Source organism: Streptomyces sp. 549, from assembly GCF_030124175.1.
Lineage (GTDB): Bacteria > Actinomycetota > Actinomycetes > Streptomycetales > Streptomycetaceae > Streptomyces.
On the sequence record NZ_JASKMT010000043.1, the window covers coordinates 1 to 21178 of the forward strand.

Annotated in this window: 17 protein-coding genes and 1 rRNA gene; 8 read left to right on the forward strand and 10 right to left on the reverse strand. The window is 72.3% G+C overall.

What is annotated here, in order from left to right; all coding sequences use genetic code 11:
* Positions 1-117: 117 nt before the first annotated feature.
* Positions 118-1422, forward strand: coding sequence for a GDSL-type esterase/lipase family protein (locus QNO07_RS26545; RefSeq protein ID WP_283995062.1), 1305 nt, complete (start codon positions 118-120; stop codon positions 1420-1422).
* A gap of 68 nt (positions 1423-1490) precedes the next feature.
* Here the strand turns inward: QNO07_RS26545 and secA are convergent, their stop codons facing one another.
* Positions 1491-4304, reverse strand: a complete 2814-nt coding sequence (gene secA, locus QNO07_RS26550; RefSeq protein WP_283995063.1) for a preprotein translocase subunit SecA — start codon at positions 4302-4304, stop codon at positions 1491-1493.
* 240 nt (positions 4305-4544) lie between these two features.
* On the opposite strand from secA, the gene QNO07_RS26555 reads away from it, so the two are divergent.
* Together QNO07_RS26555 and QNO07_RS26560 are read left to right on the forward strand one after the other, a co-directional pair.
* Positions 4545-5141 carry a GNAT family N-acetyltransferase gene (locus QNO07_RS26555; protein ID WP_283995065.1) on the forward strand — a complete coding sequence of 199 codons (597 nt, stop codon included), beginning with the start codon at positions 4545-4547 and terminating at the stop codon, positions 5139-5141.
* A 177-nt stretch (positions 5142-5318) separates the two neighbouring features.
* A complete protein-coding gene (locus QNO07_RS26560) occupies positions 5319-6479 on the forward strand; it encodes a winged helix-turn-helix domain-containing protein (RefSeq protein WP_283995066.1) in 1161 nt (386 codons plus the stop codon).
* A gap of 92 nt (positions 6480-6571) precedes the next feature.
* On the opposite strand, the gene QNO07_RS26565 is transcribed toward QNO07_RS26560, so the two are convergent.
* The 7 genes from QNO07_RS26565 to mtnA form a co-directional block, all read right to left on the reverse strand.
* Entirely contained in the window at positions 6572-7321 is a 750-nt protein-coding gene (locus QNO07_RS26565) for a response regulator (protein ID WP_283995071.1), read from the reverse strand.
* A 199-nt stretch (positions 7322-7520) separates the two neighbouring features.
* Positions 7521-8216: a ribosome hibernation-promoting factor, HPF/YfiA family gene (gene hpf, locus QNO07_RS26570; RefSeq protein WP_283995072.1), complete on the reverse strand. Its 696-nt coding sequence runs from the start codon at positions 8214-8216 to the stop codon at positions 7521-7523.
* Positions 8217-8516: 300 nt separating this feature from the next.
* A complete protein-coding gene (locus QNO07_RS26575) occupies positions 8517-9314 on the reverse strand; it encodes a ComF family protein (protein WP_283995073.1) in 798 nt (265 codons plus the stop codon).
* Positions 9315-9340: 26 nt separating this feature from the next.
* A complete protein-coding gene (locus QNO07_RS26580; protein WP_283995074.1) occupies positions 9341-11170 on the reverse strand; it encodes an LpqB family beta-propeller domain-containing protein in 1830 nt (609 codons plus the stop codon).
* Entirely contained in the window at positions 11160-13211 is a 2052-nt protein-coding gene (gene mtrB, locus QNO07_RS26585; protein WP_502961946.1) for an MtrAB system histidine kinase MtrB, read from the reverse strand. Before mtrB ends, QNO07_RS26580 begins: the two co-directional genes overlap by 11 nt.
* 1 nt (position 13212) lies before the next feature.
* Complete coding sequence (mtrA, locus tag QNO07_RS26590; protein WP_283995075.1) at positions 13213-13890, reverse strand: two-component system response regulator MtrA; 678 nt, start codon at positions 13888-13890, stop codon at positions 13213-13215.
* Positions 13887-14999: an S-methyl-5-thioribose-1-phosphate isomerase gene (mtnA, locus tag QNO07_RS26595; RefSeq protein WP_283995076.1), complete on the reverse strand. Its 1113-nt coding sequence runs from the start codon at positions 14997-14999 to the stop codon at positions 13887-13889. The genes mtrA and mtnA overlap by 4 nt, the downstream gene beginning before the upstream one ends.
* Positions 15000-15109: 110 nt before the next feature.
* Here mtnA and QNO07_RS26600 point away from each other — a divergent pair, with 110 nt between their 5' ends.
* The 5 genes from QNO07_RS26600 to QNO07_RS26620 are packed head-to-tail and all read left to right on the forward strand — an operon-like array spanning position 15110 to position 20616.
* Positions 15110-16354, forward strand: coding sequence for a DUF7847 domain-containing protein (locus tag QNO07_RS26600; RefSeq protein ID WP_283995077.1), 1245 nt, complete (start codon positions 15110-15112; stop codon positions 16352-16354).
* A gap of 16 nt (positions 16355-16370) precedes the next feature.
* Positions 16371-17096, forward strand: a complete 726-nt coding sequence (locus QNO07_RS26605) for a DUF4129 domain-containing protein (protein ID WP_502961947.1) — start codon at positions 16371-16373, stop codon at positions 17094-17096.
* Positions 17093-18328 carry a DUF4350 domain-containing protein gene (locus QNO07_RS26610; protein WP_283995079.1) on the forward strand — a complete coding sequence of 412 codons (1236 nt, stop codon included), beginning with the start codon at positions 17093-17095 and terminating at the stop codon, positions 18326-18328. The genes QNO07_RS26605 and QNO07_RS26610 overlap by 4 nt, the downstream gene beginning before the upstream one ends.
* On the forward strand, positions 18325-19290 hold the full coding sequence (locus tag QNO07_RS26615) for an AAA family ATPase (RefSeq protein WP_283995080.1): 966 nt from the start codon (positions 18325-18327) through the stop codon (positions 19288-19290). The genes QNO07_RS26610 and QNO07_RS26615 overlap by 4 nt, the downstream gene beginning before the upstream one ends.
* A 15-nt stretch (positions 19291-19305) precedes the next feature.
* Positions 19306-20616 carry a DUF58 domain-containing protein gene (locus tag QNO07_RS26620; protein ID WP_283995081.1) on the forward strand — a complete coding sequence of 437 codons (1311 nt, stop codon included), beginning with the start codon at positions 19306-19308 and terminating at the stop codon, positions 20614-20616.
* 45 nt (positions 20617-20661) lie between these two features.
* Here the strand turns inward: QNO07_RS26620 and QNO07_RS26625 are convergent, their stop codons facing one another.
* Positions 20662-20952 (reverse strand): hypothetical protein, encoded by a 291-nt coding sequence (locus QNO07_RS26625; RefSeq protein WP_283995083.1) that lies wholly within the window; start codon positions 20950-20952, stop codon positions 20662-20664.
* A gap of 151 nt (positions 20953-21103) precedes the next feature.
* A 5S ribosomal RNA gene (gene rrf / locus QNO07_RS26630) occupies positions 21104-21178 on the reverse strand; the annotation flags it as partial.

The following is a 21178-nucleotide window of genomic DNA, read 5'->3' on the forward strand; positions in this document are numbered from 1 at the left end:
GGAGGCGGGGGCGGGGGCGGGGAAAGACAGCGGGGGCGGGGAAAGACAGCGGCAGCGGGGACGGCCCTGAGGAAAACCTCAGTGCGCCCGCGGCGGTCCGTTGACAGGCTGAGGCCCATGGACCACCGGCACGAACCCGCCCCCGCCCCCGAACCCGCCGAGCCGCCCGGCACGGCCGTCCCGATCACCACACCGCTCACTCCGGACCTGCTGCGCGGCGCGCTGGACCTGGAGCACACCGAACACGGCCTGCTGCCGCACCGGCTGCCCGCCCGGGCCCGCGCCCAGTTCACCGACGGACAACTCGCCATGGCCGAGTCCCAGCCCTCCGGCGTACGGCTGGTCCTGCGCACCCGGGCGACCGCCGTGGAGCTGGACACACTCCGCACGAAGACGGCCTACGCGGGCACGCCGCCCCGCCCGGACGGCGTGTACGACCTGCTCGTCGACGGTCGCCCGGCCGGCCGGGCGACCGTCGACGGCGGCAACCTGACCACGGTGGACCTGGCCACCGGCGCGGTGGAGACCCGGCCGGGCCCGGTCGGCACCGTCCGGTTCACCGGGCTCCCCGACCGGCTCAAGCGCGTCGAGATCTGGCTGCCGCACAACGAGACCACGCACCTGGTCGCCCTGCGCACCGACGCCCCCGTCGAGGCCGCCCCGCCGGACGGCCGGCGGGTGTGGGTGCACCACGGCAGCTCGATCAGCCACGGTTCGAACGCCGAGAGCCCCGCCACGACCTGGCCGGCGCTGGCCGCCCGGCTCGGCGGCGTGGAACTGGTCAACCTCGGCTTCGGCGGCAGCGCGCTGCTCGACCCGTTCACCGCCCGCGTCCTGCGCGACACCCCTTCCGACCTGATCAGCGTCAAGATCGGCATCAACCTGGTCAACCTGGACCTGATGCGCCTGCGCGCCTTCACCCCGGCCGTACACGGCTTCCTCGACACGATCCGCGAGGGCCGCCCCACCACGCCGCTGCTCGTCGTCTCGCCGCTGTACTGCCCGATGCACGAGCGCACCCCGGGTCCCGGCGCCTTCGACCTCGAAGAACTCCGGGCCGGGCAGTTGCGGTTCCGGGCCATGGGCGATCCGTCGGAGACCGCCGCCGGGAAGCTGACGCTCCAGGTCATCCGCGCCGAGCTGGCCCGCATCGTGCGGCAGCGCGCGGCCGACGACCCGCACCTGCACCACCTCGACGGCTGCGACCTCTACGGCGAGGCGGACCACGCCGAGCTGCCGCTGCCGGACCTGCTGCACCCGGACGCCACCGCGCACCGCCGCATCGGCACCCGCTTCGCGGAAGCGGCCTTCGGCCCCGGCGGCCCCTTCGCCCCACCGCACGGCGACGGCGACGGCGACGCCGAGGGCGAGGGCGAGCACGGCCACAGCGACGGGAAGACGGACGGGCCGGGCCCCGCGTGACGCGGTGCCCGGCCCGGTGAGCCGTCGGACCAGGTCGCGTCGCCCGCAGCGGGCGACGCGACCGGCCCTCACTTCTTGCGGCGACGGCCGCCCTTCTGGGCCTTGCGGCGCTCGGCGCGGGTCATACCGTCCGACGGACCGGTGGTCGAGCCGTCCTCGTTGGTGAAGTCGCCCTCGACGACGCCGCCCTCACCGTCAACGGTGGGCGCCGAGAAGTGCAGCCGGTCGGGCCGCTGCGGCGCGTCCAGACCCTTGGCCCGGATGGCGGGGCGCCCGCCGGCCGGCACCGCGTCGCGGGTGTCCTTCGCCAGCGACGGCCGCGCGTCCTCAACCGGCACCTCCTCGACCTGCTGCTCGACCTGGACCTCCAGGTTGAACAGGTAGCCGACGGACTCCTCCTTGATGCCCTCCATCATGGCCTGGAACATGTCGAAGCCCTCCCGCTGGTACTCGACCAGCGGGTCCTTCTGGGCCATCGCCCGCAGGCCGATGCCCTCCTGCAGGTAGTCCATCTCGTACAGGTGCTCGCGCCACTTGCGGTCCAGCACCGACAGCACGACACGGCGCTCCAGCTCGCGCATGATCTCCGAGCCGAGCTGCTCCTCGCGGCCCTCGTACTGCTTGTAGATGTCCTCCTTGACGGCCTCGGTGAGGAAGTCCGCGGTGATGCCCTCGCGGTCACCGGCCTCCTCCTCCAGGTCCTCCACCGTGACGGAGACCGGGTAGAGCTGCTTGAAGGCGCCCCACAGGCGCTCCAGGTCCCAGTCCTCGGCGAAGCCCTCGACCGTCTCGGCCTGGACGTAGGCGTCGATGGTGTCGTCCATGAAGTGGCGGATCTGCTCGTGCAGGTTCTCGCCCTCCAGGACCCGGCGGCGCTCGCCGTAGATGACCTCGCGCTGCCGGTTCAGCACCTCGTCGTACTTGAGGACGTTCTTGCGGATCTCGAAGTTCTGCTGCTCCACCTGAGACTGCGCCGAGGCGATGGCCCGCGTCACCATCTTGTTCTCGATCGGCACGTCGTCGGGCACGTTGGCCATGGCCATGACGCGCTCCACCATCTGCGCCTTGAACAGGCGCATCAGGTCGTCGCCGAGGGAGAGGTAGAAGCGGGACTCGCCCGGGTCGCCCTGACGTCCGGAACGGCCGCGGAGCTGGTTGTCGATGCGGCGCGACTCGTGCCGCTCGGTGCCCAGCACGTAGAGGCCGCCGAGGCTCTTGACCTCCTCGAACTCCGACGCAACCGCCTGCTCGGCCCGCTCCAGAGCGGCCGGCAGCGCAGCCGCCCACTCCTCGATGTGCTCCTCCGGGTCCAGGCCCTTGCCACGCAGCTCGGCCTCGGCGATCGCCTCGGGGTTGCCGCCCAGCTTGATGTCGGTGCCTCGACCGGCCATGTTGGTGGCGACCGTGACCGCGCCCTTGCGGCCGGCCTCCGCGACGATCTGCGCCTCGCGCTCGTGGTTCTTCGCGTTCAGCACCTCGTGCACGACGCCGCGCTTCTTCAGCTGCTGCGAGAGGTACTCCGACTTCTCCACCGAGGTGGTGCCGACCAGGATCGGCTGGCCCTTCTCGTGCTTCTCGGCGATGTCCTCCACGACCGCGTCGAACTTGGCGACCTCGGTGCGGTAGATCAGGTCGGCCTGGTCCGCCCGGACCATCGGGCGGTGCGTGGGGATCGGCACCACGCCGAGCTTGTAGATCTGGTGGAACTCCGCGGCCTCGGTCATGGCCGTACCGGTCATGCCGGAGAGCTTGTCGTAGAGGCGGAAGAAGTTCTGCAGGGTGATCGTGGCGAGCGTCTGGTTCTCGTCCTTGATGTCCACCCCTTCCTTCGCCTCGATCGCCTGGTGCATGCCCTCGTTGTAGCGGCGGCCCGCGAGGATGCGGCCGGTGTGCTCGTCGACGATCATGACCTCGCCGTCGATGACGACGTAGTCCTTGTCGTTCTTGTAGAGCTCCTTGGCCTTGATCGCGTTGTTGAGGTAGCCCACCAGCGGCGTGTTGACCGACTCGTAGAGGTTGTCGATGCCCAGCCAGTCCTCGACCTTCGCGACGCCCGCCTCGTGGATGCCCACGGTGCGCTTCTTCTCGTCGACGTCGTAGTCGCCCGTCTCCGGCTTCTGCAGCCGGACGTCGGCGGGCTCGCCCTTCTCCAGGCGCTTGACCAGCTTCGCGAAGTCGCCGTACCACTTGGTGGCGGAGTCGGCGGGACCGGAGATGATCAGCGGGGTACGGGCCTCGTCCACCAGGATGGAGTCGACCTCGTCGACGATGGCGAAGTTGTGGCCGCGCTGCACCAGCTCGTCCTGCGACCACGCCATGTTGTCGCGCAGGTAGTCGAAGCCGAACTCGTTGTTGGTGCCGTACGTGATGTCGCAGGCGTACTGCGCACGGCGCTGCGCGGGCGTCATGTTCGCCACGATGCAGCCGACGTCCAGGCCCAGGAACTTGTGGACGCGGCCCATCATCTCGGAGTCGCGCTGGGCGAGGTAGTCGTTCACCGTGATCAGGTGCACGCCCTTGCCGGACAGCGCGTTGAGGTAGGCGGGGAGCGTGCCGACGAGGGTCTTGCCCTCACCGGTCTTCATCTCGGCGACGTGACCGAGGTGCAGGGCGGCGCCGCCCATCAGCTGCACGTCGTAGTGTCGCTGGCCGAGCGCGCGCTTGGCCGCCTCCCGCACGGTGGCGAACGCCTCCGGGAGCAGGTCGTCCAGGCTCTCACCGCCCGCGTACCGCTCCTTGTACTCGTCGGTGAGCTCCCGCAACTCGGCGTCGGAGAGGTCAAGGAAGTCCTCTTCGATGGAATTCACCTGGTCCGCGATGCGGTGCAGCTTGCGCAGGATCTTGCCTTCGCCTGCACGCATGAGCTTGTTGAAGACGGACACTGAGGCTGGTCTCCTTGCCGGTCGGGCCTGGCACGGTCGTTGCGGTGGTCACGGTGGTTGCGGTCTGCGCCCCTGACGGACACGGCCGGGAGGGGCATGCCGCACCGGCCATCGTATGCGAGGGGCGACAAGCCCTGAACCCCCCAACGAGCGGCGGGCCCGTATGGTGCCTCGGGTTCTCACGGTCCCCGCACCGTGCGCGCCCGCGCGCGCCGGACCGGGCGGGACACAATGCGGGGCATGGAACCCGTGACCCTGCGCACCGAGCGCCTCCTGCTGCGCCCGTTGGAGCCGCGCGACACCGACGCGGTGCTCGCCGCCTGCCAGGACCCCGACATCGCACGCTGGACCCCGGTGCCCACCCCTTACCACCTGGAGCACGCGGAGGAGTTCGTGCTGCGGACCAGCCCGGCGGGCTGGCGGGACGACACCATGTACAACTTCGGGGTGTTCACCCGGGAGGGCGTACTGGCCGGCTCGATGGGCCTGGTCCGCATCGGCCTGCTGCGCTCCGCCGAGCGCCAGGCGGAACTGGGCTACTGGACGGCGCCCGACCAGCGCAGGCGCGGGTACACCGCGGAGGCGGGCCGCGCGGTGGCCGACTGGGCCTTCACCGCGCTGGGCGTGGAGCGGCTGGAGTGGTGCGCCGAGGTCGGCAACGAGGGCTCGCGCGCGGTGGCCCGCCGGATCGGGTTCGTCCTGGAGGGCGTGCAGCGGTCCAAGATCACCCACCGCGGCACCCGGCGCGACGCGTGGGCGGCGGCGCTGCTCCCCTCCGACCTCGGCCGGAGCACCGTCACGCCCTACCTGCCCGCCCCCGAGCACCGCACACCCTGACCGCCACGCACCCCGGACGCCGCACCCTGGCCGCCACGCACCTCGGGCGCCGCACCCCGGCCGCCGGGCCCCGGAGGCACCCGCCCCGGCCGCCGTTCCGGGCCGGTTGCCGTTCACGGGCCGGTTGCCGTCCGCCTCCCGGTCCCGTTGTCAGTGACGGGTCCTAGGGTGGCCGGCATGACCCACGCCCAGGTGACCCTGACCGCCGACGAGGCACGCCGGATGGCCCTGCGCGCCCAGGGCCTGCTCGGCGCCCCCGACCGCGCCGCCGGGGTGCCCGGTGTGCTCCGCGGGCTGGGTGCCGTCCAGCTCGACACCATCTCGGTGCTGGCCCGCTCGCACGAGCTGGTGCCCTACGCCCGGCTGGGCGCGGTCGGGCGGACGGCGGTGGAGTCGGCGTACTGGTCGGGTGACACCTCGTTCGAGTACTGGTCGCACGCCGCCTGCGTACTGCCGATCGAGGAGTGGCCGCACTTCGCCTTCCGCCGCCGTGCGCGCCGGTCCAGCGGGCGCCGCTGGCACGACCTCGCGGACCGGGACAGGTCGCTGGCCGCGGTGCGGGACCGCCTGGCGGCCGACGGGCCGCTCACCGCCTCCGAACTGGGCGGTGCGAAGAACGGCGGGGTGTGGTGGGACTGGTCCGAGACGAAGATCGCCGTCGAGTGGCTGCTCGACACCGGCGAGGTCGTCTGCACCCGGCGCCGCGGCTGGAAGCGGGTCTACGACCTGGCCGAACGGGCCGTGCCGGCGGACCTGTTCCACGACGACGAGGACGACAGCAGCTGCCTGCGCCGCCTGGTCGAGCAGGCCGGGTCCGCCATGGGCGTGGCCACCCGCGCCGATCTGGCCGATTACCACCGCCTCAAGGCCGGCCAGGTGGAGTCGGTACTGCCCGACACCGCGCTGGTCCCGGTCGAGGTCGTCGGCTGGGGCAAGCCGGCCTGGGCCGCTCCGGAGGCGCTCGCAGAGCAGGCGCGCGGCCGGCACCGCACGACGCTGCTGTCGCCGTTCGACTCGCTGGTCTGGGACCGCCCCCGCACGGAGCGCCTCTTCGGGTTCACGCACCGGCTGGAGGCCTACGTGCCCAGGCCCAAGCGGATCCACGGCTACTTCGCGATGCCGCTGCTGGCCGGCGGCCGGCTGGTCGGCCGGGTCGACCCGGCCCGGGAGGGGAGCACCCTGGTGGCCCGTCAGGTCTCCCTGGCCGGACCTGACGCGGTGGCGGCGATGGCGAAGGCGCTGCACGAGGCGGCCGACTGGGTGGGCTGCGACCAGGTCCGCGTGGAGCGCTGCGACGACCCGCAGCTGGCGGCCATGCTGGGCAAGGCCCTGGCCTGACCCCGCGGGCCGTCCGGCCCCGCCGCCAGTGCTCACGCCTCAGCCCTCAGCGCGCAGGCCTCACACGGTGGACGGGCCTCAGCGGGCAGGCCTCAGCGGATCTCCAGGATCTTCTCGCGCATCGCGTAGACCACCGCTTCCATGCGCGAGTGCAGCTGGAGCTTCTCCAGGATGTTGCGCACGTGGTTCTTCACTGTGTTCTCGCTGATGAACAACTCCTTGGCGATGTCCCGGTTGTTCATCCCGGTCGCCACCAGCTTCAGCACCTCCAGCTCGCGGTCGGTCAGCCGCGGGGCGGGCACCAGTTTGCTCTCGTCGGTGCGCTGGATCATGGACTTGAACTCGGTCAGCAGCTTGGCCGCCATGGAGGGGCTGATCTGCGACTGCCCGTCAGCGACGGCCCGGATCGCGGTGGACACCTCGTCGGTGGAGATCTCCTTCAGCAGGTAGCCCGTCGCCCCGGCCTTGATCGCGTCGTAGAGGTCGGCCTCCTCGTCGCTGATCGTCAGCATGATGATCTTCGCGCTGGGTGCGACCTCCTTGATGGCGGTGCACGCCTCGATGCCGCCGCGACGGGGCATGCGCACGTCCATCAGCACGATGTCCGGAAGCAGGTCGGCGGCCTTGTCGACCGCCTCGGAGCCGTCCCCTGCCTCCCCGACGACCTGGATGTCCTCCTCCTGGGCGAGCACGATCTCCAGGCCCCGGCGGAACAGGGCGTGGTCGTCGACGACCAGCACCCGGATGGGCTCGTCCCGCAGACCGCGCTCGCGCTCGTCGGCCGGCGCGGTCCCGCCGCCCCCGAAGGCGCCGGGCATCGTGGGACCGAAGCTGTCCGCCATCGTTCCTCCCCCTGCAGGCCATGCCGCGTAGGCGCCAACCGGGCTGATCAGGAGGCCGGTTGGTCGTGACGTCCATGCTATCGGGGTCGGCGGCCGAAGCGGTGCAGCTCGCTGCGGCGACGTGCCCCTGTCTACACACAACGTAGAGGCCCCCGGCGGAGTTCAGACTCCCGCCGGGGGCCGCGGTCAGGGGCGCTTTTCAGCCGCCGAGTGCGCCGCCCGCGCCGTGCGGCGGCTCGTCGACGAACGGGTCGGGCTCAAGGTGGATGACGCCGTAGTCGTAGGCGTGCCGCCGGTACACGACGCTCGGGTGCTTGGTGTCAAAGTCGACGAACAGGTAGAAGTCGTGCCCGACCAGTTCCATCTCGTAGAGGGCCTGGTCCAGGGTCATGGGCGCGGCCTTGTGGGTCTTCTCCCGGCAGATCAGCGGGCCCTCGCCCTGCACCTCCAGCGGTCCGACCCTGGTGACGTCCGATGCGCCGTCGTCCTCGGGGGCGCTGGTCGCGAGCGCGCCGTTGCCGTCCAGTACGGCGGCGTCGGGCACGGTCACCGCCACGTCACTCGCCGGGATGCGGCCGTTGCCGCGCCGGGACGTGCGCTTGTCGTGCCGCCTCCGCAGGCGGGACTCGAGCTTCTCGGCTGCGAGGTCGAGCGCGGCGTACGGGTCGGGGGCCGCCGCCTCGGCCCTGATGACCGGACCGCGGTGCCGCAGGGTGATCTCCACCCTGTCGGATCGGTCGGCCTGGCGCGGATTCAGCTCCTTGGACACCTCAACGTCCAAGCGGATCACCTTGGCGTCGAGCTTCTGGATCTTGTCCAGCTTGAGCTTCTCGGCCACATGCTTACGGAACCGCTCCGGAACCTCTGTCTTACGGCCCTTGACGACGATGTCCACGCAGAACTCCGTTCCCGGACCACTCCGCTGACGGGCGGAGCGTCCTTGGTGCACTGATGCCGGGTACCGGTCACCACCGGTCACGTTCCGGCACTACGTCGGGTTGCGACTTCCACCTCCTTCTCCCCAGTCGGGAAGATCGCCACCCACTCGAAAAGAGAGGCGACCAGCGGAGTCGGGCAAACGCAGCGAAGTGCGCACGTTCCGCTCCGAGGAGATCCGTCCACCTCGACGCATTTCCTCATAACCGAACGTACCCCGACTGGGGGATGGTCGGCACCCCCTACCGGTGCGTACAGGTCATCGAACGCCTTTCGGCGCCCACCCGGACAACGGCCGCCGCCGCAGGTCCGTTCCCCTCCGCATGCCCCGCCCCGCGCCCGGCACACCGCCGCGGTCCGGCAGAGCGGGGACCGCGGCGACGACGGCGGCACCCGCCACCCGCCCTCCGGCGGCCCCCACCGCGCGGCACGCCTCGGCGAGGGAGCACCCCGTGGTCATCAGGTCGTCCACCAGCACCACCGGGCCCGCCGCCAGCAGCGGCACCGCGGCGCCCGGCACCTCAAGGGCGCCGCTGAGGTTCCGGGCGCGGGCGGCGGCGCCCAGCCCCGCCTGGTCGGCCACCCGGCGGCGGGCGCGCAGCGCGGCCAGCACCCGCACCTGCCGGCCGGAGCCCCGCAGGCGGCCCGCCGCGGCGCGCGCCATGCGCAGGACCGGGTCGTGGCCTCGCGCCGCCACAGCGCGCCGGGCGGACGGCACCGGCACCAGGAGCAGCGGACCGGCTCCCGGCTCGGCACAGGACCGTGCAGCAGCCCGCACGGCCCTTTCCAGAGCCGCTGCCAGCGGTCTGGTCAGGCGCAGCGCGCCGCGCTCCTTGTGGGCGAGCAGGACCGCCCGCAGCTCGTCGCCGTACTCCCCCGCCGCGTACACCGCGGGCAGCCGCCCCGGGTCACCTCCCGGGGGGTCGGGACGGACCCGCCGTACCGGGCCGTGCAGCGCGGACGTGCACTCCGCGCACAGACCCGCCCGGGGCGCACCGCAGCCCGCGCAGTCCGCAGGCAGCACCAGGTCGGCCAGTTCCTGCCACCACTCCCGCACCGCTCCCCCTCCCGTGCGCCCGCCGATCAGCCCGGGTACACCGGTGCCGAGCCCTTCTTCGTGACCTCCTGCCAGTCGGCGTCCCGGGGCAGGCGCACGATGCCCTCCTCCGAGTCCGCCAGCAGGGGCTTCTCCTCGTCCTCCGAGGCGGCTATGCCCTTGACGTTGTTGACGCCGGGCAGCTTCGGCGGCGTTCCCGCAGAACCGTCGGTGGAGATCACCCGGAGCTGCTGGACGCCGCCGGACTCCTTGCCGACGACGACCATGCGGCTGCCGCCCGCCCACGAGGCCGCGACGACGTTCTCCAACAGCGGCGCCACCGGCCGCAGCCCGGTCACCTTCACCACGGGCTCCCCGCCGGCGTCGTTCTCCCGCTCCACCCGGCCCAGCTGGAGCGTGGTGAGGTCGTCTGCCGTCACCAGCAGCGCGATGCGGGTGCCGTCGGCCGACATGTGCAGCGACTCGATCCGGCCGGAACCCAGCCCTGGCACCTCGACCTCCTCCGCGTCGCCGCGTCCGCCCCGCAGACGCAGCAGCCGGGACTGCCCCGGGTTCCGGTCGGCGACCCACAGATCACCCAGACCGTCCCAGCTGGGGGCCGTCAGCCGGTCGCGCTCCTTGGCCCCGGCGCTGGTCAGCACCGGCGCGTCGAACTGGACGTCGGCCGAGAGCGGATCGACGTAGAGCGAACGGCCGTCCAGCGAGACGCCCGCGCCCATGCCCTCGTCCCGGCTGACGGCGACCGACCGGAAGGGGACCTCGCCCTGCCCGAAGGGCCCGCGGACCGGCACCGCGGTGTCCTGCTGCTCCTGCAGCGCCACCAGGCGGTGCGCGGCGTCGACGAAGTACTGGTGGGTGGCCTGACCGTTCAGCAGCCCCGGCGAGTAGACCTGCGCCTCCTCGTCGCTCTGCTCGCACAGCGTGCGGCCCTGCCGGTCGGCCAGGGCGACCCGCTGCACCCGCGAGGAGGACTGCTGGTCGACCGTGTGCAGCAGCTGGGCGGCCATCCGCACGCACTGCCGCTCGTCGACGTTGACCCGGCCGCCCCCGCGCCCGGCCGTCAGCCGCACCTCCAGGCCACCGGACTCGTCCAGTGCCAGACGCTGCCCGGGAGCCAGCCGCACCCCGGCGGGGAACGAGGTGCTGACGACTGGGCTCAGCCAGTCGGTGGGCCCGTCCAGCAGCGAGCTGACCGTCTCCGTCACCGGGTCGATGCGCCGGCGCAGGTACACCGGGTCGGCCACCAGCACGTTGCGGCCGGAGGGCACCGCCGCGGCCTCCGGTCCGAGATTGGCGAAGTAGTAGGTGTTGACCGACCGGTAGATGCGCTGGAAGTCTGCCTCGCCCATCACCAGACCGTCCGGCAGCCGGTCGATCCGCCACTCGTTCTTCGCCCGCGTCAGGTGGAAGACCTGCCGGTAGGTGCCCTCCGCCGGCGTGTAGGCGTTCTTGACGTCCACCGCGGCGACCTGCGTGCCCGTCACCTCGATGCTGAAGCCCTGCCCGTCGCGGTCCGCGCGCACGCCGTCGGACGGCACGTCGGGCCCGCCGGCCACCACGGTGGTGCTCGCGAACGGGTCCCAGCGTCGGGACTCCTCCTCGGTGAGGTACTTGCGGGCGGTGTCGAAGTTGGCCTCGTCGCTGGTCGTGGCCTCCAGGAAACCGCGGACGATCTGCGGTGGCTGCTGCCCCTTCTGCGGGCTCACCCCGAACACCCGCACCTGCGAGTCGGCCTCCGCGCGCTGCGGGGACTCGATGCGCTTGACCTCGCCGTCGGAGGGGATCGACGCGCACCCGGACAGCAGCAGCGCGCACGCCGTAAGCACGGCGACGCCTCCGCGCCGTTCAGCCCTCATGGTGGTTCTCCTCGCGGTGGTTCTCCTCGCGGTGGGCTCGGTGGGTCCGCTCTCGGTCGGTCCGCTCGGAGCCGTCCCGCTCGCGGTCGTCCTGAGCCGAGTGCTGCCCGGGGTGTCGCCCGGAATGCTGGGCGGAGCCTCGCTCCGCCGCCTGCCGGGCGGTCTCGGGAACGTCCGGGACCGGCCCGGTCCGCCGGGCGGAGGGGGCCGACCGGTTGCGCCGCGCCTCCAGGCGGCGCGTCGAGTCGTGCGGCTCCAGCGGGATGGGCGAGCCTCCGAGCACCTCGCCCGCCGTGCTGGGCAGGGTCAGGCGGAACTGCGATCCGCCGCCCGGCTCGCCCCACGCCTGGAGCCAGCCGCCGTGCAGACGGGCGTCCTCAATGGCGATGGACAGGCCGAGGCCCGTACCGCCCGTGGTGCGGGCCCGCGCCGGATCGGCCCGCCAGAACCGGTTGAAGACCCGCTGCGCCTCGCCCGGTTTCAGCCCCACGCCGTAGTCGCGGACCGCGATGGCGACGGCGCCGGGGCCGGCCGCAAGCCGGACCACCACGTCGCGGCCCTCGCCGTGCTCGATGGCGTTGACCACCAGGTTCCGCATCACCCGCTCGATCCGCCGGGCGTCGGCCTCGGCCATCACCGGGCGTTCGGCGCCGCGCACGACGACCGTGGTGCCCTTGGCGTCGGCCAGCGGCTCGGCCGCCTCCACGACCCGGTGCACGACCTCCCGCAAGTCGGTCGGCGCGGCCTCCAGCGCGGCGGCGCCGGCGTCGAACCGGCTGATCTCCAGCAGTTCCGCGAGCAGCGCCTCGAACCGGTCGAGCTGGCCGAGCAGCAGCTCGGCGGAGCGGGCCGTCACCGGGTCGAAGTCGCCGCGTGCCTCATGGATGACGTCGGCCGCCATCCGGACGGTGGTCAGCGGGGTGCGCAGCTCGTGGGAGACGTCGGAGACGAAGCGGCGCTGCAGGCGGGACAGCTCCTCCAGCTGGCCGATCTTGGTCTGGAGGTTCTGCGCCATCTTGTTGAACGCCTCACCGAGGCGGGCGATGTCGTCCTCGCCGGTGACCTTCATGCGCTGCTGGAGCTTGCCGGCGGCAAGCCGTTCGGAGATCGCGGCGGCCATCCGCACCGGAGTGACGACCTGGCGCACCACCAGCCAGGCGATGGCGCCGAGCAGCACCACCACGAACAGCCCGGCGGTGGCGAGCGTGCCCTTGACCAGGGACAGCGACTTCTCCTCCTGGCTGAAGGGGAAGAGGTAGTACAGCTGGTACGGGTTGCCGTTGGCGTCGTTCAGCCGCTTGCCGATGATCAGTGCCGGCTCGCTGCCGCCGCCGGTGCGCACGATGCGCCCGTACTGCTGGTGCGCCACCGCCTGCTGGTCCAGCGTGCGCCGCAGCGTCGGCGACACGCTCTCCTCGGGGCGGACGTCGCCCGAGGCGCGCGGCCCGCGGGTGTTGGTGGTCTCGTCCCCGATGAAGGGCGTCACCTCCTCGTCCGAACTGAGCGCCACCACGGAGTAGACGCCCTGACCGCCACTGGCCAGCTGCTGCACCAGCTGGGTCAGCCACGCGCCGGAGTCCAGCACGTTGCGGCCGCCCCCGGTCTCGCCGTCGCCCTCCCCGCTGGCGGCGCTGTCGGCGAGTTCGGTGGCGACCGCGAAGCCGCCCGCCGCCTGGCTCTGCGCGGCCTGCTGCTTGGCGTCGAGCAGACCGTTGCGGACCTGCCCGATCACCACCAGGCCGAGCAGCAGCACCACGGCGAGCGACATCAGCAGCGTGGCCGCGACGACCCGCAGCTGGATGTTGCGGCGCCACAGGCGTGCCGCGGGCAGCAGCGGACGCCGCACCCAGCGCACGAACATGCGCACCACCGGGTGGGCCCGGCTACCGGTCGCCCCTTCCGGCAGCAGGCCGTCGGAGAGGAGGTGGCCGCCGCGCCGCACCTGCTGGATGACGGACCGTGCGGAGCGGGACCGTGCCGAGCGGGAGGAGGTGTTCCGTTCCGCCTCCTTCTTCGGCGGAACGGAACCGTGCTCGGACATGTCAGCCTGGTCCGGCCTTGTAACCGACGCCGCGGACGGTGACCACGATCTCCGGCCGCTCCGGGTCCTTCTCGACCTTGGAGCGGAGTCGCTGCACGTGCACGTTGACCAGGCGGGTGTCCGCGGCGTGCCGGTAGCCCCAGACCTGCTCCAGCAGCACCTCCCGGGTGAACACCTGCCAGGGCTTGCGCGCCAGGGCGACGAGCAGGTCGAACTCCAGCGGCGTCAGTGCTATCGACTGGCCGTCCCGCTTCACCGAGTGGCCCGCCACGTCGATGACGAGGTCCCCGATGGCGAGCTGCTCCGGCGCGGGTTCCTCCGAGCGGCGCAGCCGCGCCCTGATCCTGGCCACCAGCTCCTTCGGCTTGAAGGGCTTGACCATGTAGTCGTCGGCGCCCGACTCCAGGCCGACGACCACGTCCACGGTGTCGCTCTTCGCGGTGAGCATCACCACCGGGACACCGGACTCCGCCCGGATCAGGCGGCACACCTCGATGCCGTCCCGTCCGGGCAGCATCAGGTCGAGCAGCACCAGGTCGGGTTTGGTCTCCCGGAAGGCGGCCAGCGCCTTGTCTCCGTCCGAGACGAACGACGGTTCAAAGCCTTCGCCGCGCAGCACGATGCCGAGCATCTCTGCCAGTGCGGTGTCGTCGTCGACGACGAGGACGCGTCCTTTCATGCGTTCATCATCCCATTACCTGTTCGTGATGTTCCTGCCGGTGAGACGGAGCAGAGTTCGGCCAGCCCGGCCGCGGTCACCGGAGAGACCACGCCGGCCTCCGTGACCAGAGCCGTGACCAGCTCCGGAGGCGTCACGTCGAAGGCCGGGTTGTACGCCTGAGCTCCCAACGGGGCGACGGACATTCCCGGTGCCACCTCCGTGACTTCGTGTCCTGATCGTTGTTCCACCTCGATGGCGGAGCCCTCCTCGGTCGCCTGGTCGACCGTGGTGAGCGGTGCGACCACGATGAACGGCACATGGTGGTACCGGGCCAGTACGGCCAGTGGATAACTGCCGACCTTGTTCGCCACCGAGCCGTCGGCGGTGATGCGGTCGGCCCCTATCAGTACCGCGTCGACCTCCCCCGCGGCGAACAGCGACCCCGCCGCACCGTCTGTGAGCAGTGTGTAGGCCATGCCGGCCCGGGCCGCCTCGTAGGCGGTGAGCCGGGCTCCCTGGAGCAGCGGCCTCGTCTCGTCGACCCACAGGCGCCGCAGCTCCCCGGCCCGGTGCACCGCATGCACCACGGCGAAGGCGGTGCCCTCACCGCCGGAGACCAGCCGCCCGGTGTTGCAGTGCGTGAGGATGCGGTAGCCGCCCCCGGGCAGCAGTTCGCGCAGGAGTCCCGCCCCGGCAGCCGCCATGCGCCCGCTGGCGTCGGCGTCCTCACGATGCAGGGCCCGTGCCTCGGCCAGCGCCGCCGCGGCGGCCCGCTGCATGTCACCGTCGGCAGCCGTCGCCCGGCGGTAGGCGTCAAGGACCCGCTGCACACCGTGCGCCAGGTTGACCGCGGTGGGCCGGGCACCGGCCAGCTGACCTGCCGCCTCCTCCACGTCGAAGCCGCGCGTCGCGGCCAGCGCCACACCGTAGGCGCCGGCGATACCCAGCAGCGGGGCACCACGGACGGTGAGCGAGCGGATCGCTCCCACCAGAGCGGGTACGTCTGTGCAGATGAACTCGATTTCCTCGTGCGGAAGCCGCGTCTGGTCGAGAAGGACCACCACCGGTCCCTCTGGCAGTTCCTCCCATCGCAGCACCGGAACAACCCTCGCCTCGTGATCAGCCATTGGGCCAGTCTGCCCGCTCGGCCACCGCTCGGGCAGGGCCGCGTACATCCGAAAGCGCAGCGTGGCACGATGGCTGCCAACCAGTGCTCCCCAGACCGAGGTGAACCGCAGTGAACGAGTCTCCGGGCTGGGCCTCGCCCGGGTCTTCCCCCTCCGAGCCCTCTGGCGACCAGGATCGGGAGCGGACCCCGCCCGGTGACGCGGTTCCGCCGCATCCGGGCAGCGCCGTCCCGCCGCCCGCGCAGCCGACGGGCTGGTCCGCACAGCAGCCGCCCAGCGCCGGGCCGACCGGTTGGGGAGCACCGCCCCCGCCGCCCGGTGGCCCCGGCGGCTGGCAGCAGAACTGGCAGCAGGCGCCCGCCGCCAAGCCCGGCGTGATCCCGCTCCGCCCGCTCGGCATGACGGAGATCCTCGACGGCGCGGTGTCGACGATGCGCGCCCACTGGCGGCCCGTCCTGGGCATCTCGATCGGCGTCGCGGTGCTGATCCAGCTGGTGTCGACCGTGGTCACCGGCCTCTGGTTCCGCAACCTCACCAGCCTGGAGGCCCTGGAGAACAACCCCGAGCCGACGCTGTCGGAGGTGATGGACGCCTTCAACGGCACCCTCGCCAGCCAGAGCATCCCGATGCTCACCACCATGGTCGGCACCGTCATCGCCACGGCGATGCTCACCATCGTGGTCAGCCGCGCGGTACTGGGCCGGCCGGTATCCATCGGCGAGGCCTGGCAGGACTCCAGACCGCTGCTGCTGCGGCTGCTCGGGCTCTCCCTGCTCGTGATGCTCATCGTCATCGGCGCGATGGCGGTGGGCTTCGTCCCCGGCATCCTGGTCGCGGCGTCCTCGCCGGCCGCAGGCCTGCTGCTGTTCTTCTTCGGCGGCCTCGGCGGCGTCGTGTTGGCGATCTGGCTGTGGGTGCGCTACTGCCTTGCCGCGCCCGCCCTGATGCTCGAACGGCAGGGACCGGTCACCGCACTGCGGCGCTCCGCGAAGCTGGTGCGCGGCTCGTGGTGGCGCATCTTCGGCATCCAGATGCTGGCCCTGCTGCTGGTCATGGTCCTCAGCTTCATCGTGTCGATCCCGACCGTGCTGATCGCCGCCCTGATGGACGGCGACGGCGCGGCCAGCCTGCTCACCGGCGGCCCGACGGACCGCTCCTGGACCTACCTGATCGTGATGGGAGTCGGCAGCGTCGTCACCTCGGCGCTGACCCTCCCGTTCAGCGCGGGCGTCTCCGCGCTGCTGTACATGGACCGGCGCATCCGGCGGGAGGCCCTGGACATCGACCTCGCCCGGGCCGCAGGCGTGGCGGACGGCACCACCGGCACTCCGGACCGCCCGGACCCCGGGCAATGAGGCGTCGATGCCCTTGATGTCGGTCACGACGGTGGCAAGCAGCCTGGCGGCGGCCCTGGTCCGCGTCCAGAACGCCCAGAACGCCCAGAACGCCGATGAGGACGTACCGGTCACCATCGGAGGGGAAGCGGCCCGCGAGGCCGCACGCCGCGAGCTCAGCGACCCCAAGTACCACCAGAACGACCCCGGCCTGCTGCAACGCGCCCTTGAGTGGGTGTGGGACACCATCGGCAGGCTGCTCTCCTCCGCCGCTGGTGTCACGCCGGGCGGCTGGGTGGGGCTGCTCGCCGTCGGACTGCTCGTGCTGGTGCTCGTGGTGGCGCTGCGACTGCGCATGGGGTCCGTGCGGGCCGCGCTGCCCTCCGGCGGACGCGGGGTGTTCGGCGACCGGCCCAGGACGGCGGCCGAGCACCGGACCGCGGCGGAGCGCCACGCAGCCGCGGGCGACTGGAGCCGGGCCGTGCAGGAACGCATGCGGGCGCTGGTGCGCGCCCTGGAGGAACGGGCGCTGCTCGATCCCCGGCCGGGGCGCACGGCGGACGAGGCCGCCGCCGAGGCCGGCCGTGTGCTGCCCGGCCACGCCGCCGAACTGCGTTCCGCCGCCCTGGTGTTCGACGAGGTGACGTACGCCGGCCGGCCGGCTGACGCGCAGGCGTACAGCGCCCTGCGGACGCTGGACACCGCCGTGGGCAAGGCCCGTCCCGACCTGGCCGGTTCCACTTCCTCGGGAGGCGGCAGGTGACGGGCACCCGCACACCGGCAACCGTGCCGTCCGACGGCAGCTCCCTGTCGCCCGACGCCAAGGCGCTGTGGATGCGTTCGCGCGGACTGCTCGCCGCGGTGGCGGTGCTGCTCGTCGCCGGCATCGTGCTCGCCGTCCTGCGCTCCGGCGAGCAGTACGGCCTGCTCGACCCGCGCTCCCCCGAACGCTCCGGCAGCCTCGCCACCGCCGAACTGCTCGCCCAGCGCGGAGTCGACACCACCGTCGTCACCACCACCGCCGAGGCTGCCGACGCCGCCGGGCCGGACACCACCGTGCTCGTGGCCGCGCCCGACCTGCTGGGCGACCGCCAACTGAACACGCTGCGGGCCGCCTTCTCCGGCAGCGGCGGCCGGACCTTGCTCCTGGCACCCGGCCCCGGCTCCGTGGAGCGGCTCGCCCCGCGGGCCCGCGCGGTCGGCAGCCACGAGGTCGCCGTCCGCGCCGCGGACTGCGCGGCGCCCTTCGCCTCCCGGGCGGGCGATGCGGAACTCGGCGGCTACACCTACACCTCGTCGGCCGACGAGGTCGACTCCTGCTACCCGGCCGAGGACCTGCCCAGCCTGCTGCGCCTGCCGGACGCGACAGGCGACGGGGACACCGTCGTACTCGGCTCCGGCGACCTGCTCCAGAACCACCGCCTGGACCAGCACGGCAACGCCTCGCTCGCTCTGCAACTCCTCGGCTCCCGTCCGCATCTGGTCTGGTACCTCCCGTCACTCGCCGATCAGTCGTCCGACGAGGCCGGCGACCTCAGCGTCGCCGAACTCGTGCCGCCGGGCTGGCGCTGGGCCGCCCTGCAGCTCGCCGTCGCGGCCGTGCTGACCGCTCTGTGGCGAGCCCGGCGCCTGGGCCCGCTGGTGCCCGAACGCCTTCCTGTCACCGTGTACGCCTCCGAGGCGACCGAGGGCCGGGCACGGCTCTACCAGCAGGCCCGCGCCCGCGGCAGCGCCGCTCAGGCCCTCCGCAGCGACGGTCGCGCCCGGCTGGCCGCGCTCTGCGGCGTACCTGCCGCCCAGGCGGACAACGCCGAGGTGCTCACCGCCGCCGTCGCCTCCCACTCGGGCGGCACCGGCGGCGAGGTGCACCATCTGCTGTTCGGTCCGCCGCCCGCCGACGACGACGCCCTCGTCAACCTGGCCGACGAACTCGACCGACTCCGCAACCGCGTTTCCCCGTCCCCCGCCCCTAGAGACAAGGACCGCCCCTCGTGAGCGCCCCTTCCGCCGACACGTCCCGCGCCGCCCTGGAGTCGTTGCGGAGCGAGATCTCCAAGGCCGTCGTGGGCCAGGACTCCGCCGTGACCGGCCTGGTGGTCGCTCTGCTCTGCCGGGGCCACGTACTCCTCGAAGGAGTGCCCGGAGTGGCGAAGACCCTGCTCGTCCGCACCCTGGCGGCCACGTTGGACCTGGACACCAAGCGCGTGCAGTTCACCCCCGACCTGATGCCCAGCGACGTCACCGGATCGCTCGTCTACGACACCCGCACCTCGGAGTTCTCCTTCCAGGCCGGCCCCGTCTTCACCAACCTGCTGCTCGCCGACGAGATCAACCGGACTCCGCCCAAGACACAGGCGTCTCTTCTGGAAGCCATGGAGGAGAAGCAGGTCACGGTGGACGGCACCGCCCGGCGCCTCCCGGAGCCCTTCCTTGTCGCAGCCACCCAGAACCCCGTGGAGTACGAGGGCACCTACCCTTTGCCGGAGGCCCAGCTGGACCGCTTCCTGCTGAAGCTGAACATCCCGTTGCCCTCCCGCGCCGACGAGGTGGACGTGCTCACCCGGCATGCAGGCGGTTTCAACCCCGGTGACCTGGAGTCAGCGGGAGTCCGCCGGGTCGCCGGCCCCGCCGAACTGGAGGCCGCGCGCGCAGCCGTGGCCAAGACCGCCGTGTCCACAGAAATCACCGGCTACATCGTCGATATCTGCCGTGCCACTCGAGACTCCCCCTCACTCACTCTTGGTGCGTCCCCCCGTGGAGCCACCGCCCTGCTGTCGACCGCTCGCGCCTGGGCCTGGCTCACCGGCCGCGACTTCGTCATCCCCGACGACGTCAAAGCCCTCGCGCTGCCGACCCTGCGGCACCGCATCCGCCTCCGTCCGGAAGCGGAGATGGAAGGCGTCACCGCCGACAGCGTGATCAACTCGATCCTCGCCCACGTCCCCGTCCCCCGCTGAGACGGCTCACCTGCCATGGCACTCACCGGTCGCACAGCCCTCGTCGCCGCTCTCGGCACGCTGCTGGTCGGCTTCGTGCTGCCCAGCTGGTCCGGCCTGCTGGCAGTCCAACTCCCCCTTCTGCTCGCAATCCTGTACGACCTGTGGCGAGCCGCGCCAGTGCGAACGCTGCAGTTCACCCGTTCCGGTGACACATCAGTTCGACTCGATGACGCCGCCGAGGTCCACCTGACGGTGACGAACCCGTCCGGCCGCCCGCTGCGGGCGGCGCTGCGGGACGCCTGGCCGCCGAGCAGCTGGCAGCCGGACGCGGACACCGCCTCGTCCCGGCACGTCGTCACCGTCCCGTCAGGCGAGCGCCGCCGGGTCACGACCCGGCTTCGGCCGTCCCGGCGCGGCGACCGGCGGGCCGAGCGGGTCACCGTGCGCTCCCACGGACCGCTCGGCCTGGCCGCGCGCCAGGGCAGCCACGCCGTTCCATGGTCGCTCCGGGTTCTGCCGCCGTTCACCAGCCGCAAGCACCTGCCGGCCAGGCTGGCCAGGCTGCGGGAGATGGACGGCCGCACCAGCCTCCTCACCCGGGGCGAGGGCACCGAGTTCGACAGCCTGCGCGACTACGTGACGGGGGACGACTCCCGGTCCATCGACTGGCGGGCGACAGCCCGCCGCGACTCCCTCGCCGTCCGTACCTGGCGGCCGGAGCGCGACCGCCACATCCTGGTGGTCCTGGACACCGGGCGCACCGCCGCCGGCCGGGTCGGCGACGTGCCCCGCCTGGACGCGGCGATGGACGCCGCCCTGCTGCTGGCGACGTTGGCCACTCGGGCCGGCGACCGGTTGGACCTGCTCGCCTTCGACCGCCGGGTGCGGGCGTCGGTGCAGCGGCGCACGGCGGGCGACGTGCTGCCCGCGCTGGTCGACGCCATGGCTCCGCTGGAAGCGGAGCTGGTGGAGTCCGACACCCGGGGCATGGCGTCGGCGGTGCTGCAACGCGCCTCACAGCGCTCGCTGGTGGTACTGCTGACGGCCCTGGACGCCTCTCCTGTGGAGGAGGGGCTACTGCCGGTTCTTCCGCTGCTGACCCGCCGCCACTCCGTCCTGGTGGCCTCCGTCGCCGATCCCCGCATCAACGAGATGGCCACCGCCCGGGGCAGTGCGGAGGCGGTCTACGAGGCCGCTGCCGCGGCGCGCACCCTGACCGAACGCCGGAACACGGCGGACCGCCTGCGCCGCCACGGCGTGACGGTGGTCGACGCCCTCCCGGACGCGCTGGCACCGGCCCTCGCCGACACCTACCTGGCGCTGAAGGCAGCAGGCCGGCTCTGACGCTGCCGACGGGGACCCTACGGCCCCGTTGGCGGCAGAACGTGGCTATCCGGGGCAGGACCTGTCGTCCGGAGCTGCGGGCGCCCACCAGGCGATCAACCGGGCAGCCATCGCCTCGGGCTCGAGGCCGCGGGGGTCAAGACCGAAGTGCTCCTCCAGCTCGTGCCTCAGGAAGTCACCGATCTTCTCCTTGCTGCTGCCGGCACCAAGCCGACGCAGCAGAGGGGCGAGCAGGCAGTCGTACTCGTCCTGCACGAGGTCGGAGACGCCGATCGGATCCCACTCGTTGAGCAGACGCCGCAGATCTTCCTCGGTGGAACTGTTCCCCTCACACATCGCCCCAGAATGCCACCCATCCGGCAACAGCTTCCCCGCAGCCCCCGTACGGAACGCAAAAAGGCCGGGCCCCGGAACGAATTCCCGGGGCCCGGCCGTGAACGCAGGAAAGCCCCGCTGGTTTCCCAGCAGGGCTTTCCTCGCAATAATCGTTCGGCGGCGTCCTACTCTCCCACACGCTCCCGCATGCAGTACCATCGGCGCTGAAAGGCTTAGCTTCCGGGTT